Raw genomic sequence first — 12279 nt, forward strand, 5'->3', positions numbered from 1 at the left:
ATTAGGGAGAGATAATATGAAGGAGAAGCTCCGCTTATATCATACAAATGATTTGCACAGCCATTTTGAAAACTGGCCGAAAATTGTAGATTATATTGAGCAGAAAAGAAAAGAGCATCAGTCAGACAGCGAAGAGACGCTCGTTTTTGATATTGGCGATCATCTTGATCGTTTTCAATTCGTGACAGAGGCGACATTCGGAAAAGCGAATGTTGATCTTTTAAACCGTCTTCACATTGATGGAGCGGCGATCGGCAATAACGAAGGGATTACGCTTCCGCATGAAGAGCTCGCCGCACTATATGATCATGCTGAATTTCCCGTTATCGTCTCCAATCTGTATGACAAAACAGGAAACCGTCCGTCCTGGGCGGTTCCTTACCATATCAAATCATTGAAAAACGGTATGTCCATTGCTTTCTTAGGCGTAACTGTGCCTTATTATCCCGTTTATGACAAGCTGGGATGGACGGTAACCGATGCTCTTGAAAGCATAAAGGAAACCATTCAGGAAGTGAAAGGGCAGGCTGATATCATCGTTTTGCTGTCGCATTTAGGCATTCTTGATGATCAGGCAGTGGCTGAAGCGGTACCTGAGATTGATGTGATCCTCGAATCGCACACCCATCATTTGCTTGAAGATGGACAAGTAGTAAACGGTGTATTGCTTGCCAGCGCCGAGAAATACGGGCATTATGTCGGCTGTGTAGAAATCACAGTGGACAGTGTACAGCGAAGTATCATCAGCAAAACAGCGTCTGTGCAGAACATGGCGGAATGGCCAGGAGAATCCGCCGAAACTAAAGCGTTTCTTAATGAGAAAGAACGTGAAGCCAAGGAGCAACTGTCCGATGCCGTTGCGGAGCTTGCACAAGATGCTGAGGTGAAGTGGTTTGAAGAATCAGAGCTGCCTTTGCTTCTGGCGTACGCGTTAAAGGAATGGTGCGGGACGGACATCAGTATGGTGAATTCCGGTGTCATTCTCGGTCCGCTGAAAGCGGGTCCAGTGACGAAGCTGGATCTGCACCGCATCTGTCCTCACCCGATCAACCCGGTGGCTGTCCGCCTGACGGGAGAAGAACTCAAAGAGACCATTGTCCATGCCGCTTCAGAACAAATGGAGCAGCTCCGGATCAAAGGGCTCGGCTTTCGCGGAGAAGTGATGGGAAAAATGGTGTACGCTGGTGTTGATGTAGAAACGAAACGCTTGGATGACGGAATCACGCATGTCACACGGATCACGCTGAACGGGGAAGAGATTGAAAAACATAAACAATACTCCGTTGCGGTTCTCGACATGTTTACGCTCGGCAGGATGTTTCCGATCATCCGCGACGCCGCAGAAAAAGAATATTTTATGCCTGAATTTTTGCGGGATCTGCTCGCTTGGAAGCTCGCGCAATAAGGGAGTCAGCCCACAACAAGCTGTGCCCTTCATCATAAAGTGATGAATGAAGGGAGTGGTTGACGTGGTAAATCTGACACCAATCATGATAGAAGGACAGCCTTTTACAGCTGTGACAGTGAAGCTTCCAAAAACGAATTTTATGGCCGTCACCAATGATCACGGATACATTATGTGCGGCGCGCTTGATGTGGCGCTGCTGAATGAAAAATTAAAGGAGCGGGGCATTGTGGCTGGGCGTGCAGTTGGTGTACGAACAATTGACCAGCTGTTAGACGCACCTTTAGAATCCGTCACGTACGCCGCGGAAGATCTCGGCATCCATGCCGGCATGAGCGGCAGAGAAGCGCTTTTAAAAATGGTGAAATAAAAATTTGGCCCGGCTATTACTATGTCCCCTCTTACAAGCATACATTGTGATATGTAAGGGGGGATTTTCTTGCCAAGATATCGCGGCCCTTTTCGCAAGAGAGGACCTTTGCCTTTCCATTACGTGCTGCTCTTGTCAGTTGTCTTTTTTATTCTGTCAACAACAGTCAGCCTTTGGATGATCAATGGCTCGATTAAACCTGTTTTAATGAGCATCGGCGAGATGGAGACGAAGCGTGTGGCGACAGAGGTGATCCAGGATTCGATTGAGGATTATATGTCTGACAGTGAGAATATGAAAGATATGTTTCAAATGAATTCTGATGAAAACGGAAACTTAACGACAATCGATTTTAATACACAGGTTGTAAACAGTGTGAAAACAAAAGTGACAAAGCAGCTTCAGGCTCATCTGAAAGAGATGGAAACCCACACCGGACACAGCGGCGCCAGTGAAAATATTATGATCAACATTCCGCTGGGGCAGGTAACCGGCAACAGCCTCCTCGGAAACCTCGGCCCGAAAATCCCGGTCCGGTTCAATTTAATCGGTGACGCTTTTACAGATGTCAAAACCAAAATCAAGCCGTATGGCATAAATAATGCGCTTATTGATATCAGCATCTTTGTTGAAATTAAAGTGAAGGTCATTATTCCGTTCGCAAGCAAAACCGCTGTCGTCACAAATAATGTGCCTGTATCGATTAAAGCAGTGCAGGGCGAAGTGCCGCAGTTTTATAACGGAAGCGGCGCCTCGGGAGTCACGCCTTCTGTCCAGCTTCCAAGCAGCAAAGAAGAGGACAGTGCCGAATCGAAAAATGAAAAAAGCAGCAAATAGCCGCCTGTCGAAGAGGCGGCTTTTTGTTATTTCTTTTTTCTGTATTCATACCGCTCCCACGCTCTCAAATGCGGGTATGGATCAAACGACCATTCGGTTTTTCCGTTATCTTTGTACATGCCGTAGTGAAGATGCGGCGGGAATTTCCCAGCGGTTCCCGGCGGGCCGTATCCTGAGCTGCCGACTGATCCGATCACTTGCCCGGGCTCAACAATTTGTCCGGTTTTAATCCCTTTGGCAAACCCATTAAGATGGGCAAAATAATGATACGTATTGTTAATGTCTCTAATGCCGATTCTCCATCCTCCGAAGCGGTTCCAGCCCTTCATTTCAACTACCCCGTAACAGGTGGATCTGACAGGAAGGCCGTAATGGGCAAAGATATCCGTGCCTTCATGAATCCGTCTCCCCCCGAAGCCCCGGGCATCTCCCCACGTGCTGCGATAGCTGTAATCGGTTCTGATCGGAAGCGGAAACGCATGCTCGCCTAGATCAATATGGCCGTAGGCTTTAAACAGCTTCATGAATTCAGATATGATCCCCACTGTCTGATCACGCCGGTAATAATCCCAAAGCCCAATGCGGATGTTGTCCTCATCTGTGCCATACGACAGCAAGTATTGGCTGAACGTATACAAAATATCTTCATCATTGCTGACCTCGGCTTTCCCGTCTCCGTCACCATCCATTCCGATTCCGTCAAACACTTTAATGCTTAACGGCGCATCGTCTTTCGGATTCGGGTTTTCAGGCCCGCTCCAAATTTCATCCGGTATATAGATGCTGATGATTCCCGCTTTGTCAGGCAGATCTTTTCGGTTGCTCCGCACATTTTCCTCGTATTGATCTACAGCGGCGAGCGCATACCAAGGAATCTGCGTCACAGCCTCGACTTTATGATATAATTCCATCCGTTTCGACAGCACTGGATCTGAAAGCTCTTTTCCAGACGCATAAGGCTCAAGCGCAAACAAAAGGAGAAGAAGAGCGGTTAACAAAACTTTCACAAAATAATCTCCTTTCATATTGAATACACATAGTTTGCGGCAAGCCGGCTTAAAAATGTCAGTAATCATCTTCCCTTGTCGAGAAATTTTTCCTATGTTAAAGTGTCTAGAGAAAAGACTTTCTTTAGTTAGAAAAACATTATTTTTGTTGCAGAAATACCTTTCTCGTTTTCAGAATGTTTCGTGTCAGAAATTGAGTATATTGGATATTGGAGATGATGGGAATTGGCAAAGAAAGACGAACACCTCAGAAAGCCCGAATGGCTCAAAATCAAATTAAATACAAATGAAAACTATACAGGCCTCAAAAAACTCATGCGGGAAAACAACCTGCATACCGTATGCGAAGAAGCAAAATGTCCGAATATTCATGAATGCTGGGCGGTCAGACGTACAGCGACATTTATGATTTTAGGTTCTGTTTGTACAAGAGCATGCCGTTTCTGTGCTGTCAAAACGGGCCTTCCAACTGAGCTTGATCTGCAAGAGCCGGAACGCGTAGCGGATTCTGTCGCACTTATGAATCTGAAACACGCGGTCATTACGGCTGTTGCGCGTGACGACCAGAAAGACGGCGGAGCAGGCATTTTCGCGGAAACTGTCCGTGCGATCCGCAGAAAAAGCCCGTTCACAACAATTGAGGTGCTGCCGTCTGATATGGGCGGAAATTATGATAACCTGAAAACCTTAATGGATACACGTCCAGACATCCTGAATCACAATATCGAAACGGTTCGCCGCTTGACGCCAAGAGTTCGCGCGCGTGCGACGTACGACCGTTCGTTGGAATTTTTGCGCCGTGCGAAAGAAATGCAGCCTGACATTCCGACAAAATCAAGCATCATGATCGGACTTGGCGAAACGAAAGAAGAGATTATTGAAGTCATGGACGACCTCTTGGCAAACAACGTGGATATTATGGCAATCGGCCAATATTTGCAGCCGACAAAGAAACACTTAAAAGTCCAAAAATACTATCACCCTGATGAATTTGCAGAATTAAAGGAAATCGCAATGCAAAAAGGCTTCAGCCACTGCGAAGCCGGTCCGCTTGTCCGTTCATCTTACCATGCGGATGAACAGGTGAACGAAGCATCTAAAAAGCGTCAAGCACAAGCATAATGCCAAAACGCCAGATCATCTGGCGTTTTTGTCATTCCTATCGATTTTCATGTCCTGACGGGTTTCTCCGTTGGCATTTTCATTCTCTGAGACAGGGCTTCCTTGAGGGGAAGTTTTCATTTCTTGAATCGTCCCCGACATGATCTCTCTAATATCCCTTGAACCGGAACCGAGATTGCTGTAATTTTCGATGGATTGCATATGGTTTGGATTATCAGAAATATACACATGATAGTATCGCGGTATCACAGAAGCCGCCGTTTTCTTCACCTGATCGGCGGTCAGCCCGCGGTTTTTGGAATCGGTTTTGTACACGACAAGCGCTTCTCGATCGGTCACCAGTGTGGCAGCATCTTGAATATGAGGGAGCTGAACCGTTAAACTTGATATGATGTGAGCGGTTTCTTCCCGATTCATCACCGGTGCTTCCTGCTGTTCGCCGTCAAATTGTTCTTTTTGATAACGGACATAGCCAAATTGTTCGTTCTCATCATGCCGGTTAAAAGCCTCGTTGCGGTCTGACACATGAATGGGCCTGGTTTGATTCCGCGTCTGGTTTTGGACATTTTGCTCGGCATTATCTAATCCTGCGCCTCCGCATCCGGATAAAAGACCGGCCAACAGGCAGAGGCTGACAGCAGTTGGTTTCATTTATAAATCCCTCCTTATGTGTAGGGTAGCCAAATCGCATGATTTATTCTTTAGCAATTGATGGGGACGGGGCAATGAATTATGATAGGAATGAGTGAAAAAGAGGTGAGATCATGATTCTTATTCAAAATGCCGAATTTGAATTGGTGCACAATTTCAAAGACGGCTTCAACGAAGAGGCTTTTAAAGCCCGCTACTCCGATATTTTAAATAAATACGATTATATTGTGGGAGACTGGGGATACGGTCAGCTTAGGCTCAAGGGCTTCTTTGACGACCAGAATCAAAAGGCAACCTTCGAAACGAAAATCAGTACATTAGATGAATACATTTACGAATACTGCAATTTCGGCTGTGCGTATTTTGTCTTGAAACGGATCAGAAAATAAACATACACAAAGGGGATGCTGTCATGTATTTTGTTGACAGAAACAAGATCGAGCAAACACTTGGGTTCTTTGAGCACCAGCTGGCGCTTTTTAACTCACAAACAGACTGGCAGTCTGAAATCGGGGGACTGGCTCTTCAGCGTATAGGCCATTTGCTAATCGAATGCATTCTGGATACAGGCAATGACATGATTGACGGTTTTATTATGCGGGACCCGGGCAGCTATGATGACATTATGGACATACTTGTTGATGAAAAAGTTGTCACAGAACAAGAGGGAACGGAGCTCAAAAAATTGATCGCCTACCGCAAAACATTGGTTCAGCAGTACCTGCTCGCCGACAGCGCCGAGCTTTACAGGCTGATTACGGCACATCAGACAGCTCTGCAAGACTTCCCGCAACGGATCAGAAGCTACTTGGAAACAGAGCTTGGTCCTGTTTCCGCGTTTAAATAACAACTGGAGTGTTGGAAATGAAAACATATAAAGGGTATTTAATTGATTTAGACGGAACAATGTACAATGGCACGGAAAAAATCGAGGAAGCGTGTGAATTTGTCAGAACGCTGAAAGATCGCGGCGTTCCTTATCTTTTCGTGACAAACAACTCTTCGCGCACACCGAAGCAGGTGGCGGACAAGCTTATGTCTTTTGATATTCCGGCAACAGAAGAGCAGGTCTTTACGACAAGCATGGCGACTGCCCAGCATATTGCCCAGCAGAAAAAAGACGCGTCTGTGTATGTGATCGGGGAAGAAGGCATCCGCCAGGCGATTGAAGAAAACGGCCTGACGTTTGGCGAGGAAAACGCGGATTTTGTCGTTGTTGGTATTGACCGGTCCATTACATACGAAAAATTTGCTGTCGGCTGCCTTGCAATCAGAAATGGCGCCCGCTTTATTTCCACTAACGGAGATATTGCGATACCGACTGAAAGAGGCCTTCTGCCTGGAAACGGCTCACTGACATCTGTATTAACCGTATCGACAGGCGTACAGCCCGTATTTATCGGCAAGCCGGAATCAATTATTATGGAGCAGGCGATGCGCGTTCTCGGCACAGATGTGTCGGAAACACTCATGGTCGGCGACAACTACGCGACGGACATTATGGCCGGCATTAACGCCGGTATGGATACGCTGCTTGTTCACACAGGCGTAACGAAAAGAGAGCATATGACAGACGATATGGAAAAACCGACTTATGCCATTGACTCTCTGACTGAATGGATTCCATACATTTAAAAAAGGGCGCCCCAAAAGGGTGCCCTTATTCTGTGTGCCGCGCGCGGTGTGCGAGCCTGCTTGAGGCCGCGGCGGAAATCGCACCGACGATGTCATCCAGAAAGGTATGGCATTCGCCGGTTGATTTATCATTCAAATGTGTAAGGATTCCGGGTTTTTCTTTGTCGATGTAGCCGTAGTTCGTAAACCCGATCGATCCGTAAATGTTCACGATGGAAAATGCCAGAACTTCATCTACTCCATATAGGCTCTCATCTGTTTCCAGCATCGTTTGCAGCGGTTCAGACAGTTTTTTCTGCTCAGCAAGAACATCCAATTCAATGCCCGTTAAAATCGCATTTTGCACCTCGCGTTTTGCGAGAACGCGATTGACGTTCAACGTGCATTCATCAATGGTTAAATCCGGATGATATTTTTTCTGCAGAAAAAAGACAAGCTCGGCAATGTCTGACACCTCAACGCCGCGCTCCTTCATCCGTGCTCTTGCTTTTGCTTCCATCTGACTGATTTGTTCGTTTTCTGACATCAGCTTCACCCAATCTTTTTTACTAGTTTATACAAAATGTTTGAGATGTTTACGACTTTTTCTTGCACCTTCGTCGGATTAAAATATGTATTCATAATTCCGGACGTGTATGACTACGATGTGATGAGCCCTAATTCTACAGGCAGGTGATCATTGTGAAAGGTACAATAAAAGAAAAATACGGTATTCATATCAGGCAGCTTTCCATGTACCAGCACACATATCAATGCTTTCAGACGCCGAATTCATTCTTTCTGATTGTCCCCGTTTCCCAATTCTCAGATACGGAACTGGCGGAGCTTTATTACATGAGTCAGTATTTACAAGAACAAAGTGACCCATACGTTTCGGTTTTTATCTTTACAAAAGAAGGTGAGCTAACGTTTGAACATGAAGGAAAAACGTACGCTCTGCTGAAGGCGGCACCCCCTGTTTCAAACCGGGCGTTCTCCATTGGAGCGGAGCTGGCGGAATTTCACCGAAAAGGCCGAGGGTATCCGTATGAAGTGAAGGCAGCCGGAAGAATCGGCCAGTGGAAGGATCTGTGGGGAAAACGCATTGATCAGCTGGAAGCGTTTTGGCAGCGGAAGGTTCATACCCCTCCGCACGAGCCATTCGATAAAAAAATGATCGAGTCATTTCCATATTATTTAGGTCTGTCAGAAAACGCGATACAATATTTAGTGGACACTGAGCTGGATGACAAGCCCCAAGCCGCTGATTCAGGAACGATATGCCATCAGCGGATGGAAAGACATACATGGTCATCCGAATCCTTGCTTAGGATTCCGGCGGATTGGGTTTTTGACCACGCCTCACGCGATTTGGCTGAATATATGCGACATACGTTTTTGCATCACAGACAGGATTTTAATCAGCAGGGCTTTCTCTTTTTACAGGAATACGGGCAGGTCACGCCGCTGTCTTCGTTTTCGAAACGTCTTCTGTACAGCCGCCTGCTCTTCCCGCTTCATTATTTTGAAATCGTGGAGAGCTACTACATGTCGTCAGAATCAGAAAAGCATTATTATGAAGAGCAGCTTGACTTCATTCTTAGCGACTGCGGCCGCTATGAGCAATTTCTCAATACAGCGCAGGAATTCATGAATATGCGGGCGCAGAAACCATTTGTTCCCCGCGTGAGCTGGCTCGGCAAAGGCAGCCCAGGGTGAGGAGAAAATCTGACAAAAATAATTAGAAAATAAAGAATCTTGTCATATCAATGTGTTAAGCGTTTACATTCGTAAAATTCAGCCGATTGCTGTCTTGTCAAAACAGGAGAGGGCTTATATAATGTTTGTAACTTATATGTCTGTGTTGAGTTAACAATTGTCTTTTTCAAGAGGACAATCAATAGAAAGGTGGAGTTTTTTTGAAAGCGATTCGTGTAGGGCTTTTAGGTTTAGGTACCGTCGGAAGCGGTGTCGTTAAAATTATTCAAGACCATCAGGATAAGCTGATGCATCAGGTCGGCTGTCCGGTTACGATAAAAAAAGTGCTTGTAAAAGATCTAGAGAAAAAGAGAGAAGTAGATTTGCCAAAGGAAGTGCTCACGACCGAAGTGTATGATGTCATCGATGATCCAGATGTTGATGTCGTCATCGAGGTGATCGGCGGAGTTGAACAGACAAAACAATATTTGCTCGACGCGCTGAGATCGAAAAAGCATGTTGTCACAGCAAACAAGGATTTAATGGCTGTGTACGGCTCTGAGCTGCTTGCGGAAGCGAAGGAAAATGGCTGTGATATCTACTTTGAAGCCAGTGTTGCCGGCGGGATTCCGATTCTGCGTACGTTAGAGGAAGGTCTCTCATCAGACCGGATTACAAAAATGATGGGGATTGTGAACGGAACAACGAACTTTATCTTAACAAAAATGATTAAAGAAAAAAGCCCTTACGAGGAAGTGCTCAAGGAAGCGCAGGATCTCGGCTTTGCCGAAGCTGATCCGACTTCAGACGTGGAAGGGCTTGACGCCGCACGGAAAATGGCGATATTGGCGCGCCTCGGCTTCTCAATGAACGTGGATCTGGAAGACGTCAAAGTAAAGGGGATCTCCCAAATTACAGACGAGGACATCAGCTTCAGCAAACGCCTCGGCTATACGATGAAGCTGATCGGGATTGCTCAGCGTGACGGCAGCAAAATTGAAGTCAGTGTTCAGCCGACACTGCTTCCTGACCACCACCCGCTTTCTGCTGTTCATAATGAATTTAACGCCGTTTATGTATACGGCGAGGCTGTCGGTGAGACGATGTTCTACGGACCGGGAGCCGGAAGCATGCCGACTGCGACCTCTGTTGTTTCTGACCTTGTCGCTGTCATGAAAAATATGCGCCTCGGCGTAACCGGCAACAGCTTTGTTGGGCCGCAATATGAGAAAAATATGAAATCGCCGTCTGACATTTACGCACAGCAGTTTTTAAGAATTCATGTAAAAGATGAGGTCGGTTCATTCTCGAAAATTACGTCTGTGTTCTCCGAACGGGGCGTGAGCTTTGAAAAGATCCTTCAGCTGCCGATTAAAGGCCATGATGAGTTAGCCGAAATCGTGATTGTGACACACCATACATCTGAAGCTGATTTCAGTGATATCCTGCAAAACCTAAATGATTTGGAAGTCGTTCAAGAAGTCAAAAGCACATATCGTGTAGAAGGGAACGGTTGGAGCTAATGTGGAAAGGACTTATCCATCAATATAAAGATTTTTTACCTGTAACAGATCAAACACCGGCGCTTACTTTACATGAAGGAAACACACCTCTTATCCACCTGCCGAAGCTGTCTGAGCAGCTCGGAATTGAACTTCATGTCAAAACAGAAGGCGTCAATCCTACGGGATCATTTAAAGATCGCGGAATGGTCATGGCTGTGGCGAAAGCAAAAGAAGAAGGCAACGACACGATTATGTGCGCGTCAACAGGAAACACTTCCGCTGCTGCGGCGGCTTATGCAGCCCGCGCTAACATGAAATGCATCGTCATCATCCCGAACGGCAAAATCGCATTTGGTAAACTCGCTCAGGCTGTCATGTACGGAGCCGAGATTATTGCAATTGACGGAAACTTTGACGATGCGCTTAAAATTGTCCGTTCCATCTGTGAGAAATCACCGATTGCCCTTGTCAACTCAGTTAACCCTTACCGCATAGAAGGCCAAAAAACAGCTGCCTTCGAAGTGTGCGAGCAGCTGGGAGAAGCGCCGGATGTGTTAGCGATCCCGGTCGGAAACGCGGGAAACATCACTGCGTACTGGAAGGGCTTCAAGGAATATCATGAGAAAATCGGCACAGGCCTTCCGAAAATGCGCGGCTTTGAAGCGGAAGGCGCGGCGGCAATCGTGCGCAATGAAGTAATTGAAAATCCCGAAACAATAGCAACGGCCATTCGTATCGGAAACCCGGCAAGCTGGGACAAAGCTGTAAAAGCAGCTGAGGAATCCAATGGGAAAATTGACGAAGTCACTGATGATGAAATTCTTCACGCGTATCAGTTGATCGCCCGTGAAGAAGGCGTGTTTGCAGAACCGGGTTCTTGCGCGTCTATCGCAGGAGTGCTGAAACAGGTGAAATCCGGGGAAATACCGAAAGGCAGCAAGGTCGTTGCTGTGTTAACAGGAAACGGACTGAAGGATCCGAACACAGCGGTCGACATTTCGGAAATCAAGCCTGTCACATTGCCGACTGATGAAGACAGCATCCTTGAATATGTAAAAGGAGCGGCCCGTGTATGAACGAAGCCGACATGCTGTTCACTGTCACTGTTCCCGGAAGCACGGCTAACCTAGGCCCCGGCTTTGATTCAGTCGGAATGGCGCTCAGCAGATATTTGAAGCTGACCGTCTTTGAAAGCGACAAATGGTCTTTTGAAGCTGAAACAGAAACAGTCGCCGGAATTCCGGCGGGTACAGATAATATGATCTATCAAGTGGCAAAACGGACAGCAGATTTGTACGGCAAAGAAATGCCGTCTGTCCATGTGAAGATGTGGAGCGACATTCCGCTCGCACGCGGCCTTGGCAGCAGCGCCGCGGCGATTGTAGCGGCCATTGAACTGGCTGATGAATTATGCAGCTTAAAGCTGTCTGAAGCGGACAAGCTGCATTTAGCCAGTCTTGAAGAAGGACATCCGGACAATGCGGGCGCTTCCCTCGTTGGCGGACTTGTCATTGGCCTGCATGAAGAAGACGAGACACAAATGATCCGCGTCCCGGATGCTGACATTGACGTTGTCGTTGTCATTCCTTTTTACGAGGTGCTGACAAGAGACGCAAGAGACGTGCTTCCGAAAGAGTTTCCATATGCCGACGCCGTAAAAGCAAGTGCCGTCAGCAATATACTCATCGCTGCGATCATGTCCAAGGATTGGGCGCTCGTCGGGAAAATCATGAAGAAGGATATGTTTCATCAGCCGTACCGGGCGATGCTTGTCCCTGAGTTGTCCAAGGTAGAACACGTCGCCGAGATGAAGGGCGCCTATGGAACGGCTCTCAGCGGGGCAGGCCCGACGATTCTCGTCATGACGGAAAAAGGAAAGGGAGAAGAGCTGAAAGAACAGCTCGCGCTTCATTTCCCTCATTGTGAAGTTGACGCTTTGACCGTTCCGAAAGAGGGAAGTATAATAGAGCGAAATCCTTTATATCAAGTAAAAAGTGTATAGATCATGCCAAGCGTTCCTCAGCGTCAGCGGAGGGCGCTTTTTTTCTGATGGAGATAAAGGAGTTTTTA

General features: G+C 46.8%; 14 protein-coding genes. 11 read left to right on the forward strand and 3 right to left on the reverse strand.

Translation table 11 applies throughout. From position 1 onward, the window contains the following. Positions 1–16: 16 nt before the first annotated feature. The 3 genes from BSI_RS04330 (at position 17) to yunB (ending at position 2612) form a co-directional block, all read left to right on the forward strand. The gene (locus tag BSI_RS04330) at positions 17–1405 is read left to right on the forward strand and encodes a bifunctional metallophosphatase/5'-nucleotidase (RefSeq protein ID WP_003240933.1); all 1389 of its coding nucleotides are present in this window, start codon (positions 17–19) and stop codon (positions 1403–1405) included. Between the two features lie 64 nt (positions 1406–1469). After that, positions 1470–1775 carry a YunC family protein gene (locus tag BSI_RS04325; protein ID WP_003240935.1) on the forward strand — a complete coding sequence of 102 codons (306 nt, stop codon included), beginning with the start codon at positions 1470–1472 and terminating at the stop codon, positions 1773–1775. A gap of 69 nt (positions 1776–1844) precedes the next feature. Beyond that, positions 1845–2612: a sporulation protein YunB gene (yunB, locus tag BSI_RS04320; protein WP_032732265.1), complete on the forward strand. Its 768-nt coding sequence runs from the start codon at positions 1845–1847 to the stop codon at positions 2610–2612. A gap of 26 nt (positions 2613–2638) precedes the next feature. On the opposite strand, the gene lytH is transcribed toward yunB, so the two are convergent. Beyond that, positions 2639–3619, reverse strand: coding sequence for an L-Ala--D-Glu endopeptidase (gene lytH, locus BSI_RS04315; protein ID WP_019259376.1), 981 nt, complete (start codon positions 3617–3619; stop codon positions 2639–2641). A gap of 225 nt (positions 3620–3844) precedes the next feature. Between lytH and lipA the strand changes: the two genes are divergently transcribed. Further along, positions 3845–4741: a lipoyl synthase gene (lipA, locus tag BSI_RS04310; protein ID WP_003222888.1), complete on the forward strand. Its 897-nt coding sequence runs from the start codon at positions 3845–3847 to the stop codon at positions 4739–4741. A 15-nt stretch (positions 4742–4756) separates the two neighbouring features. Here the strand turns inward: lipA and BSI_RS04305 are convergent, their stop codons facing one another. Continuing rightward, positions 4757–5392 (reverse strand): YhcN/YlaJ family sporulation lipoprotein, encoded by a 636-nt coding sequence (locus BSI_RS04305; RefSeq protein WP_003240941.1) that lies wholly within the window; start codon positions 5390–5392, stop codon positions 4757–4759. Between the two features lie 113 nt (positions 5393–5505). On the opposite strand from BSI_RS04305, the gene BSI_RS04300 reads away from it, so the two are divergent. The 3 genes from BSI_RS04300 to BSI_RS04290 are packed head-to-tail and all read left to right on the forward strand — an operon-like array spanning position 5506 to position 7027. After that, positions 5506–5781 (forward strand): YutD family protein, encoded by a 276-nt coding sequence (locus tag BSI_RS04300; RefSeq protein WP_003228682.1) that lies wholly within the window; start codon positions 5506–5508, stop codon positions 5779–5781. Positions 5782–5804: 23 nt separating this feature from the next. Further along, positions 5805–6239 carry a DUF86 domain-containing protein gene (locus BSI_RS04295; protein WP_003240943.1) on the forward strand — a complete coding sequence of 145 codons (435 nt, stop codon included), beginning with the start codon at positions 5805–5807 and terminating at the stop codon, positions 6237–6239. A 17-nt stretch (positions 6240–6256) separates the two neighbouring features. Next, positions 6257–7027, forward strand: coding sequence for a TIGR01457 family HAD-type hydrolase (locus BSI_RS04290; protein WP_003240945.1), 771 nt, complete (start codon positions 6257–6259; stop codon positions 7025–7027). Between the two features lie 25 nt (positions 7028–7052). Here BSI_RS04290 and BSI_RS04285 read toward each other — a convergent pair whose 3' ends face one another. Beyond that, positions 7053–7553, reverse strand: coding sequence for a phosphatidylglycerophosphatase A family protein (locus BSI_RS04285; RefSeq protein ID WP_003240947.1), 501 nt, complete (start codon positions 7551–7553; stop codon positions 7053–7055). 152 nt (positions 7554–7705) lie between these two features. Here BSI_RS04285 and cotNH point away from each other — a divergent pair, with 152 nt between their 5' ends. The 4 genes from cotNH (at position 7706) to thrB (ending at position 12211) form a co-directional block, all read left to right on the forward strand. Continuing rightward, entirely contained in the window at positions 7706–8725 is a 1020-nt protein-coding gene (cotNH, locus tag BSI_RS04280; protein WP_032732278.1) for a spore coat-associated protein CotNH, read from the forward strand. A 200-nt stretch (positions 8726–8925) separates the two neighbouring features. Further along, on the forward strand, positions 8926–10227 hold the full coding sequence (locus tag BSI_RS04275; RefSeq protein WP_003240951.1) for a homoserine dehydrogenase: 1302 nt from the start codon (positions 8926–8928) through the stop codon (positions 10225–10227). Next, on the forward strand, positions 10227–11285 hold the full coding sequence (thrC, locus tag BSI_RS04270; RefSeq protein ID WP_003240953.1) for a threonine synthase: 1059 nt from the start codon (positions 10227–10229) through the stop codon (positions 11283–11285). The genes BSI_RS04275 and thrC overlap by 1 nt, the downstream gene beginning before the upstream one ends. Further along, on the forward strand, positions 11282–12211 hold the full coding sequence (gene thrB / locus BSI_RS04265) for a homoserine kinase (RefSeq protein ID WP_003240955.1): 930 nt from the start codon (positions 11282–11284) through the stop codon (positions 12209–12211). Before thrC ends, thrB begins: the two co-directional genes overlap by 4 nt. The last annotated feature ends 68 nt before the right edge of the window (positions 12212–12279 follow it).

Origin of the sequence: Bacillus inaquosorum KCTC 13429, assembly GCF_000332645.1 — a bacterium.
Lineage (GTDB): Bacteria > Bacillota > Bacilli > Bacillales > Bacillaceae > Bacillus > Bacillus inaquosorum.

What these genes read in the sequence shown, in the direction of transcription:
- BSI_RS04330 (WP_003240933.1), top strand. Translation starts at nt 17, where the DNA reads ATGAAGGAGAAGCTCCGCTTATATCATACAAATGATTTGCACAGCCAT.
- BSI_RS04305 (WP_003240941.1), bottom strand. Translation starts at nt 5,392, where the DNA reads ATGAAACCAACTGCTGTCAGCCTCTGCCTGTTGGCCGGTCTTTTATCC.
- BSI_RS04300 (WP_003228682.1), top strand. Translation starts at nt 5,506, where the DNA reads ATGATTCTTATTCAAAATGCCGAATTTGAATTGGTGCACAATTTCAAA.
- BSI_RS04295 (WP_003240943.1), top strand. Translation starts at nt 5,805, where the DNA reads ATGTATTTTGTTGACAGAAACAAGATCGAGCAAACACTTGGGTTCTTT.
- BSI_RS04290 (WP_003240945.1), top strand. Translation starts at nt 6,257, where the DNA reads ATGAAAACATATAAAGGGTATTTAATTGATTTAGACGGAACAATGTAC.
- BSI_RS04285 (WP_003240947.1), bottom strand. Translation starts at nt 7,553, where the DNA reads ATGTCAGAAAACGAACAAATCAGTCAGATGGAAGCAAAAGCAAGAGCA.
- thrC (WP_003240953.1), top strand. Translation starts at nt 10,227, where the DNA reads ATGTGGAAAGGACTTATCCATCAATATAAAGATTTTTTACCTGTAACA.
- thrB (WP_003240955.1), top strand. Translation starts at nt 11,282, where the DNA reads ATGAACGAAGCCGACATGCTGTTCACTGTCACTGTTCCCGGAAGCACG.